Annotated in this window: 17 protein-coding genes; 1 reads left to right on the top strand and 16 read right to left on the bottom strand. The window is 49.2% G+C overall.

The window, feature by feature from the left end; translation table 11 throughout:
• Positions 1 to 55: 55 nt before the first annotated feature.
• The 3 genes from kdpA to ytxJ form a co-directional block, all read right to left on the bottom strand.
• Complete coding sequence (kdpA, locus tag M3629_RS24400) at positions 56 to 1735, bottom strand: potassium-transporting ATPase subunit KdpA (protein WP_285888998.1); 1680 nt, start codon at positions 1733 to 1735, stop codon at positions 56 to 58.
• A 90-nt stretch (positions 1736 to 1825) separates the two neighbouring features.
• On the bottom strand, positions 1826 to 1903 hold the full coding sequence (locus M3629_RS28755) for a potassium-transporting ATPase subunit F (RefSeq protein WP_090924284.1): 78 nt from the start codon (positions 1901 to 1903) through the stop codon (positions 1826 to 1828).
• 431 nt (positions 1904 to 2334) lie between these two features.
• Positions 2335 to 2874 (bottom strand): bacillithiol system redox-active protein YtxJ, encoded by a 540-nt coding sequence (ytxJ, locus tag M3629_RS24395; RefSeq protein ID WP_251511006.1) that lies wholly within the window; start codon positions 2872 to 2874, stop codon positions 2335 to 2337.
• Positions 2875 to 3116: 242 nt separating this feature from the next.
• Here ytxJ and M3629_RS24390 point away from each other — a divergent pair, with 242 nt between their 5' ends.
• Complete coding sequence (locus M3629_RS24390) at positions 3117 to 3962, top strand: hypothetical protein (RefSeq protein WP_251511005.1); 846 nt, start codon at positions 3117 to 3119, stop codon at positions 3960 to 3962.
• A 146-nt stretch (positions 3963 to 4108) separates the two neighbouring features.
• Here the strand turns inward: M3629_RS24390 and M3629_RS24385 are convergent, their stop codons facing one another.
• The 13 genes from M3629_RS24385 to M3629_RS24325 all read right to left on the bottom strand — a co-directional run bounded on the left by M3629_RS24385 (position 4109) and on the right by M3629_RS24325 (position 23009).
• The gene (locus M3629_RS24385; protein WP_251511004.1) at positions 4109 to 4537 is read right to left on the bottom strand and encodes a VOC family protein; all 429 of its coding nucleotides are present in this window, start codon (positions 4535 to 4537) and stop codon (positions 4109 to 4111) included.
• A 177-nt stretch (positions 4538 to 4714) separates the two neighbouring features.
• On the bottom strand, positions 4715 to 5275 hold the full coding sequence (locus M3629_RS24380; protein ID WP_251511003.1) for a hypothetical protein: 561 nt from the start codon (positions 5273 to 5275) through the stop codon (positions 4715 to 4717).
• A 126-nt stretch (positions 5276 to 5401) separates the two neighbouring features.
• The gene (locus M3629_RS24375; RefSeq protein ID WP_090924231.1) at positions 5402 to 5629 is read right to left on the bottom strand and encodes a DNA-binding protein; all 228 of its coding nucleotides are present in this window, start codon (positions 5627 to 5629) and stop codon (positions 5402 to 5404) included.
• Between the two features lie 189 nt (positions 5630 to 5818).
• Positions 5819 to 6691 carry a sugar phosphate isomerase/epimerase family protein gene (locus M3629_RS24370; RefSeq protein ID WP_251511002.1) on the bottom strand — a complete coding sequence of 291 codons (873 nt, stop codon included), beginning with the start codon at positions 6689 to 6691 and terminating at the stop codon, positions 5819 to 5821.
• Between the two features lie 11 nt (positions 6692 to 6702).
• Entirely contained in the window at positions 6703 to 7578 is an 876-nt protein-coding gene (locus M3629_RS24365) for a sugar phosphate isomerase/epimerase family protein (RefSeq protein ID WP_251511001.1), read from the bottom strand.
• A gap of 320 nt (positions 7579 to 7898) precedes the next feature.
• Positions 7899 to 11204 (bottom strand): alpha-mannosidase, encoded by a 3306-nt coding sequence (locus M3629_RS24360; protein ID WP_251511000.1) that lies wholly within the window; start codon positions 11202 to 11204, stop codon positions 7899 to 7901.
• Positions 11201 to 13528 (bottom strand): glycoside hydrolase family 3 N-terminal domain-containing protein, encoded by a 2328-nt coding sequence (locus M3629_RS24355; protein WP_251510998.1) that lies wholly within the window; start codon positions 13526 to 13528, stop codon positions 11201 to 11203. Before M3629_RS24355 ends, M3629_RS24360 begins: the two co-directional genes overlap by 4 nt.
• 43 nt (positions 13529 to 13571) lie before the next feature.
• Positions 13572 to 15797, bottom strand: coding sequence for a helix-turn-helix domain-containing protein (locus M3629_RS24350; RefSeq protein WP_251510997.1), 2226 nt, complete (start codon positions 15795 to 15797; stop codon positions 13572 to 13574).
• Positions 15798 to 15967: 170 nt separating this feature from the next.
• Positions 15968 to 17602, bottom strand: a complete 1635-nt coding sequence (locus M3629_RS24345) for an ABC transporter substrate-binding protein (RefSeq protein ID WP_251510996.1) — start codon at positions 17600 to 17602, stop codon at positions 15968 to 15970.
• Positions 17603 to 17704: 102 nt separating this feature from the next.
• Entirely contained in the window at positions 17705 to 18613 is a 909-nt protein-coding gene (locus tag M3629_RS24340) for a carbohydrate ABC transporter permease (RefSeq protein WP_090924237.1), read from the bottom strand.
• Positions 18614 to 18628: 15 nt separating this feature from the next.
• Positions 18629 to 19606 (bottom strand): ABC transporter permease, encoded by a 978-nt coding sequence (locus M3629_RS24335; RefSeq protein ID WP_154891520.1) that lies wholly within the window; start codon positions 19604 to 19606, stop codon positions 18629 to 18631.
• 314 nt (positions 19607 to 19920) lie between these two features.
• Complete coding sequence (locus M3629_RS24330) at positions 19921 to 21333, bottom strand: alpha-L-fucosidase (RefSeq protein ID WP_251510995.1); 1413 nt, start codon at positions 21331 to 21333, stop codon at positions 19921 to 19923.
• A gap of 617 nt (positions 21334 to 21950) precedes the next feature.
• Complete coding sequence (locus M3629_RS24325; protein WP_251510994.1) at positions 21951 to 23009, bottom strand: Gfo/Idh/MocA family protein; 1059 nt, start codon at positions 23007 to 23009, stop codon at positions 21951 to 21953.
• Positions 23010 to 23018: the final 9 nt, after the last annotated feature.

Raw genomic sequence — 23018 nt, 5'->3', positions numbered from 1 at the left:
CTTATTCGCCTGCCACTTCTTCAGCCATCACCACCTCGCATCGTCCACCTGCCGCTCATCGCACCATCGCCAAATGCTCTGCAATAGGACCTAGAGCTAGCGAAGGGAAGAATGTCAACGCGCCTACGACCACAATCATCATGACCAGAATGCCAGCAAATAGCGGTGTATGCGTCCGCAGCGTTCCGGTGGTAACCGGGACAACCCGTTTCACGGCAAGTGAACCTGCTATCGCCAGCATGGCAATCATCGAGATATATCTTCCGAGCAACATCACAATGCCGATTGCGATGTTGTAAAAGTCCGTGTTGGCGTTCAATCCGGCAAAAGCCGATCCATTATTGGCTGCTCCTGAGGCAAAAGCGTACAACACCTCGGTTAGCCCATGTGTACCGCCATTGGAAATGGAAACCACGGCCTCCGGCCTTATTAAAGCGAGTGCAGTTGGCACGAGAATAATCAACGGATGGACCAGCAAGGCTATACAGGCCAACTTAATCTCCTTGCCTTCGATCTTTTTGCCCAGGAACTCCGGTGTCCGGCCGACCATCAACCCGCAGATAAAGACAGCAATGATCACATACAGCAGACCATTCAACAAACCTACACCCTTGCCGCCAAATACATTGTTCAGCATCATCTGAGCAAGAGAGACCAGACCTCCAAGCGGAGTAAGTGACTCATGCATGTTGTTCACCGACCCCGTTGTTGCCGCTGTAGTTACAGCCGTGAACAACGCTGATTCGGGAATACCAAACCTGACCTCCTTACCTTCCATGTTGGTTTGTAGTCCATTCGCATCCAGCGCAGGCACTCCGCGATACTCGGAAACAAATACCGTCGTCAGCATCACGAGGAACAGAACTCCCATTGCAGCAAACAACGTCCAGCCCTGCTTCCGATTGTTCACCATTAAGCCAAATGCATACACCAGCGCTGTCGGCAGCAACATCATACAAACGATATGCACCAGATTGCTCAGCGCGGTTGGATTTTCAAATGGATGCGCCGCATTGGTGCCGAACCAGCCCCCGCCGTTGGTTCCAATGTGTTTAATCGACTCCAGCGAAGCCACTAATCCGCGCGTAATGGTCTGCTGTGCACCCTCCAGCGTGGTTGCGTTCACCGCACCGGCCAGCGTCTGCGGCACCCCTTGAAATACAAGGAACAAGGCCACAATGAAGCTGAGCGGTAAAAAAATACGAGTAATCGACCGAACCAGGTCGACATAAAAGTTACCCAGATCATCCCGGCGGCCTACTAATCCGCGAATAAAGGCAATCGCCACCGCGAATCCCGTTGCCGCCGAGGTGAACATCGGGAACGTTACCGCGAGCAGTTGTGACAGATACGACAGAGCATTCTCTCCCGTATAGGACTGCCAGTTGGTATTGGTCATAAACGATGCCGCTGTGTTAAAGGCCTGCGCAGCCGGCATATTATCGATCCCATCGGGATTGAGGGGCAGGAACTTTTGCAGCCGTAACACCAGAAACATCAGGATCAGCATGACCGCATTGGAGATGAGCACGGCAGACAGATATTTTTTCCACCCCATCGTTTCATCTTCCCGTACACCCATCAGCCGATACAATAATCGCTCCGGTCCTCCAAACACACGATCAAGTCCCGTTCGTTGCCTGTCAAATACCCTCACCAAATAACTGCCCGCCGGCTTCACCAGTAACAATATGATGAGTAGCGTAACCGCTACCTGCACTACACCGATACCCATATCTGCATATCCTCCCTAATTCCAACCTTGGTGTTTCCGACTAACCTACTCTTTATCTTCAACTTCAGGCACATGATCTGAACAGTTACGTTAGAATTTCTCTGGCTTCACCAGCACGTACCCGAGATAGACAATCAGAGCCATGACAATTACGCCGATGAAAATCATCTTTTTCGCCCTTCCTTCCTGCCTTCAGGCCTTCTCGCAAAATTTCACAAAGCCCCAAAACACCGCAAATAACAGTAAGATCAGTCCAATCATCGTTGCATCATTCACCATGCGTCCTTCATCCTCTCTTCTCTACCGTTCCTCTCGCTTGCTACAAGTAAAATCGTAATACGAATCGCTGTAAAAAGGGGGTAAAGAAACGCCGCTCTGGCTGTAAAAAAAGCGTAAAAAAGACCCGTTCTTCTCAGCGATCAGCTGAAAGAACGGGTCTGACGTAGATGCATATCAATGTAGGATTAAGGATTACATTGAATAGGTCATCTTTTTTTAAGAACTGCGAGTAGTCCTGCCCTTAATGCCAGCGGGGAAACATTTTAGATCTCAAGGTTTTACAACAAAAAGGAAATCAAGAATTAGATCCAGAGCCCTCCCTACCCAAACGGATTCTGCGCCCACTGTGTCAGCCGTTTTTTGGTGATGTGTCCATGTGAAGTGTGCTCAATAACCTTCCCCTGATCGAGTAGGAGTACCTGCGGGGATTCATGGCGAACCTCGGTCTCTTCGGCGATGTGACGGGATAACGGACGGTTCTCGATGACTTTTACCATACGATATTCCATCGTCTGTTTCGGATCGGATGCATTGGTGCCGACAAAAGCCATGAACTCTCTATATGCTCGCGCACTAACGGGACAAGTTGTGCTGTGTTTCAGCAAAAGCACCGGATGCTCTTGCGAACGTTGGAGCATCTCTTGCCAATCCTCCAGTTTATGCAATTCCAGCACATGCTCGCTTAACATCTCATGTGAATCGGCACCTGTACGTTTACTAACCACGGAACCGATCACCACGCCGAGAGCAGCACCAAAAGCAATGCCCAGCCCGATCTGCCCCGTAGCTGTACCAAAGCTTGCACCAAGTGCCACACCGACTCCGAGCCAAAGTGCCTGATGATTTACCTTATTCTCCACATAAAGTCATCCTTTCTCTACGTATGAATCAAGCGATTCGAAACTATATAAGTCGAACGACTAAACAGGCTTTTCCTGAATACTTCAATGATCATATTTTTATCTCATATTTTGTTCAAATTATAGCACAGCCCCTGCACACAAGCTTTCAGAATCTGCATCTTTCGGGTACATAATTGTGTTACACTGATGGTAATTTGGAAACGATGAACATAAGAGCAACTGAAAGGCGGAAATTCAATATGACATACGCTTTTACAATTGAACCACCGGAATATTATGCACTGGACAACGAGCCTGAGTTAATTGCCAAGTGTCAGGAATGGGGTCTAATTTCGGCGAAAGCGACCAAACTCAAAACATTTTATTATAAAGGGAACGGACTGAATCTGCCCTGCACCATTCTAGGTTTTGTGGATCACATGACGGCTGTAATTGAGCTGGATAACGGGCAAAAACACTGCATTCACCCATCCTATCTCAAAGAAATGCAGGCTTCGGGTTACAGCACCAGAGGATTAAGCGGAGCGGGAGCAGAGACGGGAACGGAACAGGGCTACACTGCACAAGCCCCTGATTCCACTGAAACATCTGCTCAGGACGACTCGCCAGCCAAGCTGGTTGATCCGGAGGATGACATGGATGGGCTAGATTCCTTCTCCGAGCTCAAAGGTGATCCTGACGGATTGGTGGAGGAATACATTGGGCCTCAGGCAGGGAGCAATGCCGATGTGACTTCAGAAACCAAACCCAAAACCAAAGCTGCACCGAAAACAAAAGCCGTTAAAATCGATCTGCCCGAAGGCAAAGTGAAAATGAGCGGAGTGGTTAAAGAGTTTGCGACAGTACCCAATCATTTCTCGGACAATGACGACGAAGTTATCATTTATGAGTCTGTAACCATTACGGAGCCTGATGTCATCGAGGTTGGAGAGGCCTGGTCCAGTCACAGTGCAACGATGAAGAAACAGGAATTAGAAGTTGGCGATGTGCTAACCTTTGAAGCTAAAATCATCAAAAAGAAGCTAACCCGTAATCCGGTGCCATACAAAATCAACAACCCTTCCAAGATTCAGAAGGAAGATTAGTTTTCTTTCACAAAAAAGTACACAAAAAAACCTCCACGCTGCCTTATGTAGCGAATGGAGGTTTTTTTCAGCTAGTTATTTAGTTATTACGTATTTTGTGGTTCCATGCCTGATACTTAGCACATACGCCCAACCTATAACGGTCTCTATGCTTGTCCAGGAGTTGCACTGATTTGGAACTGCACACCAAATTTATCGGTAACATTACCGTAAGCGGGGCTCCAGAACGTTTCCTGAATTGGCATATTCACTTTACCGCCTACTTCAAGCTTACTGAAAATGTCCTTCGCTTGCTCTGCCGTGTCCGTATTGACCGTCACCGTGATATTATCTCCAATGGTGTGAGGCATACCAGGCAGTGTGTCCGATAACATCAGCACCGAACTGCCGATTTGCAGAGACGCATGCATAATCCAGTCTTTGGCTTCTGGTGGAATCGGATGATCCGGGCTGGATGGGCCTTCCCCAAACGTCTGTATTGCGAGTACTTCCGCACCAAATGCCTCTTTGTAGAACTCGACAGCTTCACGCCCGTTACCATTGGTAACAAGGTATACATTCAAGTTAATTGCCATGGATTGTTCATCTCCTTGGATTGGTGTAGTATATGGATCAGGTCACTTGCGACATGAGTATATAGGAGCGAATCGTCCTTTGACAAGCACAAATTTCCACTCTCTACGGTGACCGTTACTGAGCTATATTTCCCAACATCTTCTTCTCCCATTCTCTACTTCATTCAACTTCACCACTTAAACCTTACGCTTGCGAAGGTAATGCACAACCATGATCACCATCCCCGGTACAAGAACGGCAAAACTGGCATAGATCATACACCATTTTAACAACGTAAATACAGGAGTCAGTTCAGCAATCACAAGTGTTCGCTCGGGATACCGGAACATGACCAGAGATGCCCCCAGGTTTTCCAGCATATCCATCCCCCAGCCCATAAAGGGCAGCAGATTTATGCACCTCCAGCGGTTTGTGGCAGGAAGTACTCGATACAGCATGGATATCAAAACGACGAGCAGGAACAGATACACTAGCGGCCAGATCATATCAAATGTAAACCTGGCCTGAATATAAGCGCTTCGCCCGCTCTCTCCATAGTGTCCAGCCATCCGATACAAGTCATCGGCGCTGTATAGAAACGACGAATCTGGCGATTCTCCGCCGCCTGTTGCCTCCTTTGACTTTTCTGCCTGCCAAGGCAGAACGAATGCGATAAAACACCCAAAGACAATGGTCGCAACGACAACCCATTTCCAGTTTACATACCGATATAAACCTGATGATAACCTGCCGAGCATGCCTGACTCCCCCTCTCTATTCAAGAAAAAAGCCACTCTCCCGAGACTGCCCGGTAAAATGGCTATAAATGTTCTATTCAGTTATTACCCCGGTCAACTAAGACTGCTTGCCTTTTTCCTACTCAATTATTGTGCCTGAACAATGCGATCGATTTCACTTTTTAACAAAAGATATCGATGCACACTTCTCATAATAGGTACTTTGGTGAGTTTGTTTTTATCCACGTATAACTTCATCTGGTCTTTACTCAGCCCTAGCAGGCTGCCCGCCTCAGTTACCGTCAATACCACTTCGGGATTCGTTGCGTTGAACGTCTTCTTTACCTTTTGGTTCCAGTCCTCAAATACCTGCATAGATTCACGATCTCTCCTATCCATAGCCAGTTATTTTCAGGCTGCGTACATTCAGTATAGCATACTTGTGATTATCGTCACTTATTCCTCTTTATGGCACTACAAAATGATCTCCTAGTTCGTATGCTGTATATGACAAAAAGAGCCACGAAAACGCGGCCCTATGCCAAATCACTATTAATATTCCCTCTATGCTTCATCCCAGAAACGACGCAGATTATCCATGGCGATTTTGGAAGCGGCTTTGCATTCCTCCATGCCTTCGAACTCCACCGTTATGTTGCCATCGTAACCGGAATCTTTGATCAGCTTGACGATTTTACGGATGGGGATATCACCTTGACCCACGATCGCACCGCGCAGGAAGTTACCATAAGTTGTGGTAAACCACTCCCCTTCCCCCGGATGCTCGTCATACGGACGGAAGTAGAAGTCTTTAAAATGAATGAGCGAAGCGTACGGCAGATTTTTCATCACACCGATAATCGGATTTTCGTCTACACACATGAAGTTGCCAATATCCAGCGTTGTTTTGAAATTCGGCCGATCTACGGCATGTAATACTCGCTGAACCCGATCACTAGCCTGCACACTGAACCCATGATTTTCAATCGTTGTGGTCATTCCGTACTGCGCAGCATAATCCGCAATGATCTGGCTTCCCCTAACCATGAGCGGCAGATGCTGTTCAAACCAGGCAATGGTCGTGCTTTCCTTGGGCAACTTGAATGCAGTAACGTCGTGGCGCAGATGCCTGACACCCATCCGGTGTGCGACATCCACATGTCTTTTGACCCGAGCCATCTCTTCTTCAAAAGCCTCTTCCGTCTCCTGCACAAAGTTGGCTGGCATCGAATAGTTCGACAGTTCAATCCCAGCTACTTCGGCGCGCTCCCGAATCGCATCCGCCAGCTCATGATTATCCTCCACCGTGTATCCGTAGGGAACCATCTCCATGTGCTCGCCGCCGTTCGCTGCAATCCAGTCGATTACATCCAGCACCGTCATGGCTCCTGAATTCAGATCATTCAACAAACTGTACGTGCTCAGACCTACCTTCATCTGCTCCACTCCTATCGATATTGTTTGATGAACTGCACGGCTTTGCGAATATCCAATTCCGGTTGATCTCCTACTTCGCGCTCAATGGTTAGATACCCTGTATAACCAATCTCCTGCAGCGCGGCAAAATACGCATCAAAATCAACAGCTCCCTCGCCCAGTGGCACTTCGCGGAAAAAGGCGCCGGAAGCTACCATTTCGGCAATTTTCTCATGATCCATCGGAGCGTAACCCACAGCACCGTACACGTCCCGTGGATCGACCTCTTTCAGACGCAAGCCATCCTTCACATGTGTATGCACGATATAATCCTTGAGTAGCTTAACACCCTGTACCGGATCATCCCCTGTCACCATCACCATGTTTGCCGGGTCAAAATTGACCGATACCCCGTTCGTGGAGAGGGTATCCAAGAAACTTTTCAGATCAGCAGCCGTTTCCGGCCCCGTCTCGATCGCAAAGTAGGCTCCGACACTTTTGGCGTACTGTCCCAGTTCTTCACAGGCCACATGCAGTGTTTCGTATACTTCGGAAGAAGGATCATGTGGAACAATACCGATATGTGTGGTCACAATATTTGTGCCCAGATCGAGAGCAAGATCAACAATTCGTTTAGACTTTTCCACTTTCCAAGCATTGTCTTCCTTGACCTGAAAGCCGTGACCGCCCAGATCACCAACCAATGCCGAGATCTCAAGACCGAGACCATCTATATAACTACGAAGCTCTTTACGAGCCGCTAGCGACAGATTTTCCGGGTCCATCTCCCCCTTCACCGCATAGATCTGTACGCCTTCTGCACCTGCATCCTTGGCTTTCAACAGCCCTTCCCGCACACCTACGCCAAAACTGTCCACAATTACACCAATCTTATTGGTTAATTTCATGTCGTACCTCCCATGAGATTAGATGAGTTATGCTGCTCTTTGACGTTTCAATCCATCGTGCATCCGTGAATTCAAAAATCAAGCTATATAAGTTGAACTAAAGGTTTTTTACACGGAACACTCCGATGACAGAATAACCTTCCAATCGCTGTTATCCCCAGATTTTTTTGATTCCCTTTTCCAAAGGGGAAAATCCGGTGATAAAGGCGAAGCCTATGCTTCCGATGCAGCTTTCTTACAGAAAGCTTGTAGCTTGGCTTTTTCAGGTTTTTTCTGTCCTCTCCGTTATAGTGTACATGAATAGTTCAACTTATATCGTATCACCTTGATGGCACAAGCTTTACCGACTTGATTTCATAGGGCTTAAACGTCAGTTTAAACACTCCACCCTCGCAAGTGAGCGGGGCAAGCTCATCTTCCAGCAGATTAATGATCGAAGCACTCACGTTTCGTTCATTCCACTGCACCTGTACCGTTTCCCGGCCTCCGCTTGATTCGTAGAAACGCAGTACCGTTCCCGTTCCATCTTCCGATGCCTTAATCGTATCCAAAATAACATGTTCACTGTGGAACTGAACCCAGCTGTGTTCCGAGGGTTTTGCGCCTCCATGTGGTGTGGGTGCAATCACCTGGACCGGATGATTCAGTTCCATCGCACGTTGCACCACATTTGCCTGACGCCAGTCTCCTGCATGTGGCAGTACCGAATATGTGAATGCATGCTGTCCTTGATCGGCATGTACATCAGGCCATTTTGGTGCTCGCAAAAGTGAAAGACGAATCGTGCGATCCTTAATGTCGTAGCCATACTTGCAGTCATTCAGCAAACTGATACCACTATTGCCCTCCGAGAGATCAGCCCAGCGATGCCCGCACACCTCAAACTGCGCCCGTTCCCAACTTGTATTGTTATGCGTTGCCCGCTCTAAGGCACCAAACGGAATCTCATAGGTTGCTTTAGCCGCCACCAAATCTGCCGGGAACGCCACCTTGAGCAGCTTGTGACTTTCATTCCAGTCTACCCGAGTTTTAAAATCAACGCGCCGCTGGTGATGAAACAAAATTACATCCTGGCTAATCTCGGATTCATTCAGCTTCCAGCGGAAACGCAGTACATCCTGCACAGGGCCGCGCTGAACAATCTCTCTGGAGATCAGCTGCACAGCACTCGCCCGCTGAGATTCAAATCTTGGGTCTATATCCCATGCATCCCAGTACGTCGGTTTGTCGTGGAAAAACTGCCACTCATTTGCTCGATCGCCCGGCCTCAACCATTCACGCTCTACCGTCTTGTCATACCATCTTGTGATCTCACCCAAGTCGTTGAATTCGAGCAAATAGAACTCGGTTTCCCAACATGCAGGTATCTGCTCAAGCTTAGCTGTCTTTTGGATCGCTGAACTCACTTCTAGATCTGCATTTGTTGTTCTTTTCCCTACTGGAATGTCGCCCTCACCTGTTGCTCCTAATGCGCTATCCGCTCCCTGTTCTACAGTTACTGCTATTTCTTCTTTTGAATATCGTTCTACTTCTTCTTTTGTCTCGCGCAACCATATGGTGATATACCCAAAGGCAGGAATCGAAGGAACAAGAACATGCAATCTAACCCTATTTTCTTGCTCTTCCCGCTCTACCTCGCTAATCAAACGATTTCCATAGCGATCATACGCCGCCAAGCCCTCCCAATCTGTATCCCCTGCGATACAGATCACTTCACTCCGCTCCCAGCCAAGACTGTTGAATACAACGTACGGCTTACCTGATACTTCATTCGTTGCAATGTTATCCGTGAGCGCATCGAGTGACCCCTGTAACACTTCATCACCAAGCGCAAACACCTTCGTATACTCCTCAGCAGAAGTTACATACACTTCGGGAATCGATGTACCCGGAATAATATCATGGAACTGATTCAACATGATCAGCTTCCAGCCTTCTTCAAGCACTTCCTTGCGATCCAACATTCGGCCGTGATTCTGATCCCACTGGCTCCAGATTTCTGCTTCGCGATAGAGTACCTCGGCCTTACGGTTGCTGCGTTTATTCCGTGCATGGGTTGTATATGTGCCGCGATGCAGCTCCAGATATAGATCACCATGCCACTTCGGCAGTGTTGGCTTACTCGCTGCAATGCCTTCAAAAAAGGCGCCCGCCGTGCTGAATTGACTGATCGGCTGCCCTGCCATCAGGTGAGAACGCTCCGCAAACTCCACCATTTCGTTCGTCACACCGCCGCCACCATCGCCGTGTCCATAAAGCAACATCTGCTCTGCATGAACGTCTTTTTGCTTGTAGGACTGCCAGTGTTCATGCACATCTTTGGGACGCGTATGTTCGTTTACACCATGATTCAGGTAAGACAGCACGGAGGTACCGTCAATCCCCACCCAGTCGAACAGATCATACGGAAACACATTCGTATCATTCCAGTTTAGTTTGGTCGTCATAAAATAAGGAATGTCGGCAAGCCTCAGAATCTGAGGCAGTGAAGCACAATATCCAAACGTATCCGGCAGCCATTCAATGCTCGAACGTTTGCCAAACTCCGACTGATAGAACTGCTGTCCGTACAAAATCTGCCGCACCAGGGACTCACCACTTGGGATATTCAGATCTGGCTCCACCCACATGCCACCAACAAGTTCCCAACGTCCTTCAGCAATTCGTGCCTTCACCCTTTCATACAGCTCAGGATAATGCTCCTTAACAAAAGCATATAGTTGAGGCTGGCTCTGGGAGTACACAAAATCCGGGTATGTGTCCATAAGCGTACACATCGTAGAGAACGTTCGGCTCGATTTGCGCACGGTTTCCCGCACAGGCCAGAGCCAAGCCACATCAATATGAGACTGTCCAACCAGATGCATAAACCCGCTTCGATGCTGCTCCGGGTCTTCCCGCTCGACGGTCTGGGCGATTCTCTGCTCCAGCTCATGCAGCCACACACCATCCTGCCAGCGTCCCGGATCATGGTGCATCTCATCCATCACCTGATGGACAGCCCGAACCCATGTTGTGCGTTTCAAATCCTTCTCCGGTAAAGCCTGCAGCGATTCTGAAAGTACCATTATGCTGTACATCAGGCTCTGCAACGGTTGATTCACATGCACCAGCGCCGCTCGTATCCCCTGAATCGGGGGCTGAATTACCGCTTGCCGATTCAAGGGATCATGCGGTTCAGGGATGGGGTCATACAGCTCGATCTCCAGCTGTGGCGAGATTCCCACACGTTCTCTTGGAAGAGGTACGAAGGTATGATTACGATCCAGACCGTGATACGGAACACCGTTGACCTTCATCAACCCTTCCCCACCCGCTTCAAAAATGAATCCGATAGCCTCACCCTGCCACGTTTCAGGAATCTGCACTCTTTTGCTCAGAAAATACGTCGTTCCGTGCTTGCTGTTCAACGGATTCAGGGAATGCTGGATCGCCTCGTGCCCTTCCTGTTCAGATGCGCGCTCTTGACCATGCGCATATTCCTGCTCATGTGCATATTCTTGCTCATACTCGTATTCTCCCGGCCGAATATATCGTGCTCGCTGCATCTGCCACTCGGGAAGCTCAACGACTTCCAACCACTGCTTCTGCTTCAAATCTTCGATAAACCGCTGCATTCGGATCATACCTTCACCTCCACCTGTTGTACATGCAGACTGCAAGCCGTCCAGTCCACAGAGCTGCGTCCGACCATCAGCTTGAACTCACCCGGTTCCACCACAGACTGGAGATGAGAGTCGATCAGTGCGAGATGTTCTTTTTGCACAGGAAACGTTACCGTTCGGGTCTCTCCTGGCTCCAGATGGATTTTGCTAAAACCCTTCAGGGCAATTTCAGCCCGGGTAACGGAAGCCGTCACATCGCTAATGTACAGCTGCAAGACCTCTTTGCCTGCCACAGCACCCACATTCGTCACTTCGACCTGCACCTGTGCCTCCTCGTTCGGGCCAATCACTTCCGGTGTCACTCGTACATTGTCGTACTTGAAGTCCGTGTAACTAAGCCCATGTCCGAAAGCATATTGCGGCGTTAGATCCATCTCCAAATACCGTTTGCCGCGCGTCCGTTTCGCATGATAGTACACGGGAAGCTGACCTTCATGTTTGGGAATGGATACGGTCAGTCGCCCCGATGGATTCACATCCCCAAACAGTACATCGGCGATGGCATTGCCCCCTTCCTGCCCCGGATACCATGCTTCCAGAATGGCTGGAATGTGCTCGTCGATCCACGGTTCGGCAATAGGGCGCCCGTTAATATACACCACAACGACCGGTTTCCCCAGCTTATGTATTTCCTGCACCAGTTCTAGCTGCACACCCATCAGGTTCAACGAAGAACGGTCAATACCTTCCCCGCACTCCATGTCATTCCACGGATCATCGGTTACCACGGATGCCCCTGTTCGCAGATCAATTGTACCTTCGCCAAAATCACGCGCACTCGATCCACCCATCACCATAACGATGACATCGGCCTGCTCCGCACATGCCAGCGCCTGCGCAAAACCTTCTCTCGAATCACCCTTGATCCTACATCCGGGTGCATACAGCACCTGAGCAGAATCGGTCCCACCGAGTTTGCGCGTAATACCATCCAGCACCGTCACAATCTGCTCTCTTGGCTGCGGAGAGGTATAATCTCCAAGCTGGTTATAGATATGGTTGGCGTTCGGCCCGATCACAGCCAGTTTGATTCCCTGAGTAGCAAGCGGAAGCACATGGCCTTCATTTTTCAACAGGACAATTCCCTCTTGTGCCACCTCCCGTGCGAGCCGAACATGTTCCTCACACCCGATAACCTTTTCTGCAAAATCAGGATCAACATACGGCTGCTCAAACAAACCGAGCCTGAATTTCATCTCCAATACCCGTCGCACCGCCAAATTTAGTTCTGCCTCTTCCAGTAAACCCTGTTCAAGCGCTTGTGCCAGATGTTTGCGGTACATGAATCCAGACATCTCCATATCTACACCTGCCAGCAGGGACTGGGCCACGGCTTGCTCTCCATTCTCTGCCGTATTGTGTCCGTTCACTAGCATCTGGATCGCCCCAAAATCGGTAATGACAAATCCGTCAAAACCCCACTCTTTCCGCAAAAGATCATGCAGCAGGTACGTACTGGATGTACACGGCACGCCATCGATCTCGTTATAGGCCGTCATGACCGAGCAGGCTCCGGCTTCCACCGCTTGTTTGAACGGCAGCAAGTCGATTTCGTGCAACTCACGCATTCCCATATGCACTGGCGCCGCGTTGCGTCCTCCCTCTGAACTGCCGTACGCTGCAAAATGTTTAAGTGTCGCTATCACCGTCCGGTCTGAATTAAGACGCTCTCCCTGCAATCCATAGATGGCTTCTACGGCAAACTGCCCGATCAGATAAGCGTCTTCGGCAAAACATTCCTCCGTCCGTCCCCATCTCGGGTCACGCACAACATCCAGCACTGGAGAATACGTAGCTGCGCCGCCCTGACTCCGGGTTTCCACAGCGATCGCCTCGCACATCCTGCGATATAGATCGGTATTCCATGTGCTCCCTACCGTTAAAGGCACAGGAAAGACCGTTGCACCAATGGCCATATGCCCGTGGGAACATTCTTCTCCGAACAGAATCGGAATCCCTAATCGGGAATGCTCTATCGCATATTGCTGAATCACATTCGTGGCCACCGCTCCTTGCCGTGGCGTCAGCCCTGTATCCAAAGTAACTTCTGTCCATGGATCAGCCCTGAGTACACCATACAAGGAGCCGACACCACCCTGCGCCATGTCTGCCTCGAATTCTTCGGTTACCTGTACCGTACCGTCTGCCGCTTTCTTGTACGTTTTCCACCCCATAGGCTGGATTAACTGTCCAATCTTCTCTGCGGTTGTCATTCGTTCGAGCAGATCCCGTACCCGCTCCTGAATGGGAAGTGATGCATCTTTGTAGCCCGTTTGCGTTTGCATGTGCACATTCTCCTCCTGCCTGTGAGTTGGTCATACGTGGAGCTTACATCGCCTTGCGATAGTCACTTGGAGCCATGCCGACGACATTTTTAAAAGCGCGGTTGAAGGAATTGTAGTTGGTATATCCCACTTCCTCACTGATCTCCTGAATTGCTTTGTCCGTCTGTTGCATGAGTTGTTTTGCTTTTTCGATCCGGTGACTAATGAGCAGATCCACGAATTTCTCCCCGATCTCATCTTTGAAAAGTTTGCTCAGATACTTCGGATTGATATCGAACAGATCACTAAGGTAATTCAGCGACAGATCAGGATTGTTGTAATGCTCTTCGATATATTTGCGAATCTCCAGAATATGTGACCGATGTTTACGAGAGCATTGCAGTGTCTCCATCTGCTCCGCCAGTTCACGGAACCCTTCCAGGCACAGCTCGCGCAGGTCATCCAGCGTCTCCCAACCTTCCAGCCGTGGCAACAATGGCGTAAATATCGTCGCCCATGACTCCTGATATTCACGAGGAAGCTCGGCAAATTCACGATTATAATGTTGGAATAACAGCTGAACCGTGTTCATAATCTCCTGACGAGACAGAACAGACTGACGAATCTGCTTAAACAGCCGTTCAAAATGCTGTTCCCAAACATCGTCTGACAGCCGCATCGCCTGCACGAGCAAGGAGATGGTCTTAAGAAACTCATACACATCATTCGTCGAACTCGGTACATCTCCGCACGGTATGATCTGATTGGTGCCCAGAACCGCCTTGTACTCCAGGGCATGCACAGCCTCTTTAAGCGAAGCTCGAAGCCCGCGAATATCCACAGCAACCCGGCCCACACCAATGGTTACGGTAAAATTCAAATACTGACCCACCTGATCCAGATAACCACTGAGCAAGCGTTGCTCTGTCTCTTCGGACTGTTCCGCCTCAGGCAGCCAGAGGATGGCATACAATCGCTGACTCGAGACCCACTCTGCCCATACCTCGGTTCCTTCTTGCCTTGCACTTTCTTGCAAAATACTCGACAGCACAAATTTCAGGAGAGCTTGATCCTGCTGATGATACTCATCCACAAACACGTCGTATCGATCCATCTCCACCACCATCACCGCCCAGCGATGCTCTAATTCCGGTAGCTTGAACTTGCTCATCTCCGCAGATAACTCATGACATGTGTAATCCCGCGTACCTTCCAGCAGTTCCTGAAAGAAGACCTTCTTCTGCAAAATCAGATTCTCTTCATGCTCCTCCTGATATTGCTTCGTCTGGTCGATCATGCGCTCCAGCGTGGTATGAATGAAACGGAATTCATTCTCCTTGCCATAGTTCAGTGCAGACGGTTTCTGTGAGGAGACCGTCTGAATCAGGGTAACAATCTGCTGGATCGGTTTATAGTTTCTACGCGTCACATAAACGACCCATACAACTCCAATCAGTACAACAGCGACCGCGAAAATAAACCAGATATTATAAAATTGCAACGTAAACTTGATGATTTTCCCGTTATTTAGCCCCGTCTGCACCTTCCAGCCACTATAGCTGGATGTGAATTCAGAGAAAACCTCTCCCGAAGCGGAAGCTGGCTTGGAAGCAAGCATCTCAGCATCAGGCGTACCCCCATGCCAAAGACTCCCCCCGGATCGGTTGTAGATGTTCACAAACGTAAATTCAGGGTCGTACATCTGCATAATGGACTTTTGCAGCGTATTCAACTCCACGTTGGTCACTACAAGACCTCTGCCGTTCCCGACATTTCGCACAATCGTAATGACCTGCTCCGCCGATTGGGAAGGAAACGCCTTGAATGACCGTGCGCCGACCCACTTCTGCTCATCCTTCGTCCGGCTGTCTGCGATAAAGGCTGCATCGGGGAATTCGTTGCTTGGAACGGCCTTGCCATTGCTAAAAACGGTGTTATCGCTGTATCTGACCAGGTAGATCGAGTCGATCAGCGGGTATTCTATCTTCAATTCATCGATAACCTTAACGGCCTGAATGCCGGCATAGACATCCTCGCTGCCAGATACCGAGAAATAATTTTTCAGATTCGAGTTGGTCAAAATCTCGCGCAGTACCTTGAAATCAATGGACCGCAAAGAGTTATCCAGATACTGTGTCACCTGTGAAGCCAAAAATTCATTAGCCTTGAGCGCTTCCCTTCGGTTCTGCTCATTGAATACCTGAAAGAAAATAAAAAATAAAATCGTCGTCACAATAAAAAAAATAGGCAAATATGATAACAGCAAACGTCTGAACCAATTGTTGTTCATCTCCGCGCCCCCCACCAATCCATTTCATGTTGCATGACGACAAACCACTTGCACCTTGCCTCTGTTCACAAAATTTTCATAATTATGCGTTCATTATATCGAATGACGTGGGGTTGTCATAGGAGAAGACTGCCCCGGTCACGGGTGACAGGCGGGACAGTCCTTTTGCATCACTTTTTCTCAATTGCACGCTGATAGATATCCAGATAATTGCTTAATCCAAGCCCATCGAAACCTTTGACGTATGAATCCCAGTCCTTATCAATGCTCTTGCTGCCAATGATGAACTGAGCCATATTCGTCTGCACATAATCTTTGATCGCGGTGGTCAGTTGAGCTGCTGTCTCGGTATCTTCTGGACGAATAAATACGTTGGCAGGATATACCTCTTTGGGAGCGTATGGAGCATATACTTTCGTCGCTTGAGCAAGCCTTGTACCGTATCCTTCAGCAGACAGTGGGTCTTGACCCTCTGCAAACAGATTACGGAACGTATTGGACAAATCATGCGCACCGATCTGTGACCAGCTCTCGTTCACAACCACGTTCGGATCACGTTCAGGCAGGTTGTAATAGCTGTATTTGGCAGGTTCGCCGTTGATGTTTTTCTCATCCGGGCCTGCTTTCTTCCAGCCCTTTCCTTCCGTTGGGCCGTACTCTGCGTAGAGTGCACCTTCTTCACTGAACATGTAATCTACAATTTTGATCGCTGCGATCTGTTGTGCTTCGGTCGCTTTGTTGGTGATAGCAAACTCAAACTCACCTACACTTTGCGTTGCTCCAGTCGTCTGCACACCATCCGGGCCTTTGAGTGGGGGCACGATCTCCCAGTGCTGGTGACGGGTAATTTTTTTGTCATATGTGTTCACCAGATAGCTCACTAGTGCCGTTGTAATGGAACCAACTACTTCGTCTCCTTCTTTGTTCCCCAGTTGACCAATCGCCTGGTCATTCTGTGTGAAGGAAGCCGGGTCGATCAGGCCATCCGCGTACAGCTTGTGCATGTACTCCAGCCCTTTCTTCCATCCCTCCTGGTTGGCGGCAAAACTCACCTTGCCATCGTTCACGATCAGGTATTTATCGTTATCGTTGTATATGAAGCTGTTCATCAGATAGGCATCGATGTTGCCGTTCCACACATATTTGTTCGGTGCACCTGTGAGCGGAATCTCATCGGCTTTGCCGTTGCCGTTCGGGTCTTGGGTTTTGAACGCCTTTAGAACGGTATACAGTTCATCTGTCGTCGTTGGCATTTTCAGCCCCACCTTATCCAGCCACTCTTGGTTGATCCAATACTTCTGCGCATACGTACAGTGGTAACATTCATTGAAAATAGGCAATGCATAGATGTTACCGTCCGGTGCCGTTATGGCATCCTTGAAATAAGGCTTCTCTTCCATCACTTTGGTGAGGTTCGGGCCGTATTGCTTGATCAGGTCTTGAAGCGGGAGGAACACGCCTTGTTTACCATAGGTTTGAAGATCCGAGGTGGTGAATTTACCGTGCAGGAATACTTCAGGATAATCCCCGCTGGCTAGCAGCAATTGTCTGCGATCCTGCAAAGCGTCTGTCGGGGCCAGATCCCATTTCAAGGTCACGTTGAACTTTTTTTCGATAAACTTGGTGAATTCATTGTCTTCCATCGGTGCTTTACCTTGTGGGGCAAAAAAAGTCATCGTCACCGGGCCGCCGCTCTCGCCGCTCCCCTCGCTACCTGTACCCACTTTTTCAGATGAACTGCATGCAGATAATATCGTTATCGAAGCTAAGACCAGACACAAAATTGAAATCCAGGATTTTCTCAAACTGACTCCTCCTTTTTGTTCATAACGGCAAACCTCTGGTTAAGTTATCGGGTTGATATAGCCGGCGTGTGCCCCCACCTCCTTTCATAAACCGGCTACCATCTATCCTTTAAGTGAACCGACCATAACCCCTTTGACGAAGTGTTTTTGCACAAACGGATACATAATCAGAATCGGAATACTTGCGACCACAATCAGCGCATATTTCAGCACCTGCTCAAACCCTTGATCTCGCATCTGCTGGCTTGTATTCGCAAGCATGGCCGGGTCAGCCGCATTCAGAATTAACAAGTTGCGAAGCACATATTGTAATGGGAACAGTTTCTCTGAACGGAGGTAAATGAGTGCATCAAAGTATGCATTCCAGTGGCCTACTGCGTACATCAGGGTCATGACCGCCAGAATCGGTTTGGAGAGCGGCAGCACCACGCTGATCAGGTAGCGAATATCCCGGCACCCGTCCATCTCGGCAGCTTCACCAAGTTCCTCGGGGATCGACGACTGGAAGAAGGTGCGAGCAACGATGACCTGGAACACGGCAAGCGCTCCGGGCAGCCACATCGCCCAGCGGGTATCCAGCAGATGCAGGTCTTTCATCAGCAGGTAGGTCGGAATCAGACCCCCGTCAAAAAACATCGTAATCATCATGAAGATAATGATCGCTCCCCTTCCATAGAACGACTTACGGGAGAGCGGGTAGGCTAGCATAACCGTCAGAGCGACGTTTATGAACGTACCAACCACGGTGTAGATGATCGTGTTGTAAAACCCGAGCATGAGCTGTTGGCTTTTGAAAATGGAGATGTATGCCTTGATGTTGAAATCAACCGGGAACAGCCACACCTGGCCGGATGTTACGGCACGTGACGAGCTGAATGAGGAACTGACAATGTACAAGAGCGGGTAGAACACCGTTAACAGAATGGCAATCAGAAAGATATAGTTGATGGTCATGAAAATACGGTCGCCAATGGGGTCTTTGATTCGGTTCCGATTGATCAGATTAAACATGGACATGCTCCTCCTTTACCACAAGCTGTTCTCGGATACTTTGCGTGAAATGCTATTGACGATGACCAGCAGAATCAGGTTAATGATGGAGTTAAAGAATCCGACAGCCGCGGAGAAGCTGAAATTCGCTCCGATCAGACCGACCTTGTACACGTACGTGGAGATGACCTCCGAAGCACTTGTATTCAGCGGATTTTGCATAAGATAAATTTTCTCGAAACCTACGCCCATAATGCTGCCCAGACTTAGAATCAACATGATTACGGTGACCGGAACAAGGGTCGGAAGGTCGATATGCCAGATTTTCCGCAATCTTGAGGCACCGTCCATCTTGGCCGCTTCGTACAGGGATGGATCAACTCCCGCCAAGGCCGCGATGTAGATAATGGAGGAGTACCCCATGCCCTGCCATACCCCGGACCAGACATAGATCGATTTGAAATATTCGGGAATGCCCATAAAGTTGGTCATCGGGAAACCCAGCCAGGTAAATAACTTGTCTACGACGCCTACATGTGGCGAGAGCATCAGAATGATGATGGATACCATGACAACGGTGGAGATAAAATGCGGTGCATACGTGACCATCTGTACGGTCTTTTTAAAGTAACCCGTTCGAATCTCGTTCAGCGCCAAGGCGAGCAAGATCGGTATAGGGAAACCGGCAATGAGGGAATAAAAGCTGATGCCAATGGTGTTCTTGATCAGCAGCCAGAAGTTTGGGGAATTAAAGAAGGCTTCAAAATGTTTGAGTCCCACCCATGGGCTACCCCAGATGCCTTTGACCACGCTGAAATCTTTGAAGGCAATCTGCACGCCCACCATCGGGATGTATTTGAAGATCAATAGATACAACACCGGAGGTAGCACAAGCAGGTACAGCTCCCAGTGCTTTTTGAAGCTTTTGATAAACGGATGCTGCTTCTTGGGCGCTGTCTGACGTAATTGCTGCAGCTCTATGTTCGCAGGTATGCTATCTGTACCTCGACTCATTTGCGTCACTCCTTCTCAGCCTCAAGTGTAATAATACATTACATTTACATCTCTTAAACGTTCATTTTCGATGCTCATTTGTTGCCTTGAATCCAATCAATGTTAACAATCATATCAGGTAGCGCTTTCTTAATTTGATAGTACCTTGCCGGGGACTTATTGATCAATTTGCAATTTTCTCCGACCTCTCTTTATTCTAAAAACCCTTGTGCAGCAAGTGTTTAAAGCCATGTTCTTTGGGATTCTGTATGTTCTATGTATAAAAAATAAAATTCCGGAGGCCCTGATATCTCCCCCGGAATTGACATGCATTTTTATGATTTGGTGATCAATCTAAATGTATGAGTGATCGGTGCTTGGTTGCTTGTAGCGGATCGTGGCAACTCCACGAGCAGCCCTTCTTCGGTCTGCTGAAACGAAAGTACGTCATTCGTACCGATGAGTTCAATACGCTCTACCTTTTCCACATAAGGAATGATCAGTCGCTCTTCCGGGGTCTCGCTCTCGTTGCGATACATGCGGAAGGCATAGACGGTGTGCACGTCTTCTTTCTGTGTAAATGCCCAGTCCTTCGTGTAAAACGGTGCGCAAATGCGGGTGCCATAAATGCCCTCGCCGTGTGTGTTCAGCCATTCGCCGAGTCCCTGGATGCCTCGAATGGCCCCTTTGGGTAGACGTCCGTCCGGCTGCGGCCCGACATTCAGTGCCAGATTCCCGCCTTTGGATACCACCTCGAGCAAAATATGTGCAAGCTGCCGGCCTGATTTATACTGATCATCGAAGCCAAAAGCAAAGGAGTGCCCGACGGTAATACAGCTCTCCCACGGGATATTCATCGGATGCTCCGGGATCGTCTGCTCTGGAGTGACGATGTTTTCATACGGCCCGCCTACAGTGCGATCTGCGGACAGAAGCCAAGGCTGCGTGCTCTTTCTCGCCCGCTCGACCACTTCGCCAAGACGGATATCCTGACCGTGGCGGCCTTCACGTACCCAGCCTGCATCGAGCCACAGGCACTCGATCCGTCCATAGTTCGTCAGCAGTTCCATGATCTGCTCATGAGTGAACTCCACGAACCTTTCCCACATCCAGGGATACTTGTGCGGATCATAGGAAGGCCCGCGCCACATATGCCGTCCACGCTCCATGCCCGGTGCCCAGTAATAAGGGGTGTGCCAGTCTGCTTTGGAGAAATACGCCGAGATGCCAAGTCCCTTCGCTCGGAACGCGTCGAATAGCGTACGGCAGATATCGGCATATTTGTGCGTGTGAAACGGCGTATCTTTGCCCGTAATCCGGTAATCGGTTGTTTTGGTATCCCACATGCAGAAACCGTCATGGTGCTTGGTCGTAAACAGGAAGTATTTGAAGCCGTTGTCGGCGGCCATCTGTGCCCATTCCTCGGGCTGGAACCGGATCGGATTGAAGGTTTTGTTCAGGTCAAAATATTCACGCTTGAAGTCCTCCATATCGTCCGTCCAGTCCACATCATCCCGTGACCAGTCGCCATCCTCATCACTCAGCGCCCATGATTCCACCAAGCCGAGCTGCGAGTATGGTCCCCAGTGCATCATCAAACCGAGCTTCTGATCTTTGAACCACTCCAGCCGCTCTAGTAGCAGTGGATCATCCGGCTTTACCCATTCGTCTTCTTTGCTAAAGTTGTGCACGCCTGCTTCAACGATGTGCTCTTCCTGCTCTGGCAGGGGGGGATTGGTTTGAGTCAAAATAAAGCATCTCCTTTAGTTGAAATTTCTGACGTTGTAACGAGTTGAGATTTACACTAGGCCACTCCGATTGCAGTACCATCTTTCGATCGCTGTTACCCCCGGATTTCTTCGAACTATTTCCCTGATGGGGAAATCCGGTGGTAAAGGCGAGCGCTCCGCTTCTCCAGATTGGTTCTGCACTCTCCGTTTCACGTGTAAATGGATTTTTACAACGGGCCAAGACGGTTTCACCTCGTCGATGGGGTAACTTGGGTACGTCGGGTTACTTTTCCCTCCGTTTTGGGTAGAACAAATGACTTAAGATCACTGGTGGATTTACACTGGGGCACTCTGATTGCAGTACCATCTTTCGATCGCTGGTTACCCCCGGATTTCTTTGAACTATTTCCCTATTGGGAAATCCGGGGATAAAGGCGCACGCTTCGCTTCTTCGGCTTATTTCTGACCTCTCCGTTTTGGTGTAAATAGAGGTTTTTACAGCGGCCCAAGACGGTTTCACCTCGTCGATGGGGTAACTTGGTTACGTCGGGGTACTTATTCCTCCGTTTTGGGTAGAACAAATGACTGAAGATCATTGGCGGATTTACACTGGGGCACTCCGTTTCAAGTGTGAATTACAACGTGATTTCCTTGCCCTCGCGTGCGGATTCGTAGATGGCGCACAGCATTTTCATGACTTCCACGCCGTCTTCGACGGGGCTGAGGGTTTCTTTTCGGCCCTGCGTGCTATCGATAAAGTGGTTGATTTCATTGCGGAACGAACCCATGAAGTCAAAGGATTTGAAATCGACCTGCGGTGTCATATTCAGAATGGTATCGAACTTCTCGCCAATAATTGAAATCTCGGGCTCCAGCTCGGCTCCGCCTTTGTCGCCGTATAGCTTAACTGCTGTTTCATCAGCTTTGGCATGGAGAGTGAAACTAACGTCAACCAGCAAGCTTGCCCCATTTTCAAAACGGATCAATGCATTCGCCATATCTTCCACGGTGTTCTGTTCCGCATCGTAATCGGCGGCCTTATAAAACGAAAGATTGCGAATGTTAGCCCGGTTGCCGAGACGATTGGAGACGTTAGCGGAAACGGATTTCACCTTCGGTCTACCCATCAGATACCAGCAAATGTCGATGACATGTACGCCGATATCAATTAACGGGCCGCCGCCAGAGCGACTTTTATCCGCAAACCAGCCACCCGGGTTGCCCAGACGGCGCAGACTGGAGGCTTTGGCATAATAGATTTCGCCAAGTTCACCTTCGTCGATGAACTTTTTCAAAATCTGAGCATTGTCACTATAGCGGCGAACAAAACCAACTTGCAGCAGCTTCCCACTGCGATGGACGGCTTTTTCTACCTCAAGTGCTTCCTCCACCGTCTGGCAGAGGGGTTTCTCGCAGAGCACGTTTTTGCCCGCATCAAGCGCAGCAATACTGATCTCCGCGTGCGAATCATTCCAGGTACAGATGCTAACCGAATCGATTTCCGGCAGAGCGAGCAAGTCTCTATAGTCCGTAAACACATGGGTTGCTCCATACTGCTTCGCCACATCGGCGGCACGCGTTTCGTTCAGATCACAGATCGCATAAATCTCTACTTCCGGATTACTGGCATACGCTTGCAGGTGGCAATCGGATATCGAACCGGCACCGATGACGGCAACTTTTAATTTGGACATTTCACTACC

Origin of the sequence: Paenibacillus polysaccharolyticus (assembly GCF_023714295.1) — a bacterium.
GTDB lineage: Bacteria > Bacillota > Bacilli > Paenibacillales > Paenibacillaceae > Paenibacillus > Paenibacillus polysaccharolyticus_A.
The sequence above is the reverse complement of the archived record's forward strand: the minus strand, read 5'-3'. Positions and strand labels throughout refer to the sequence as shown.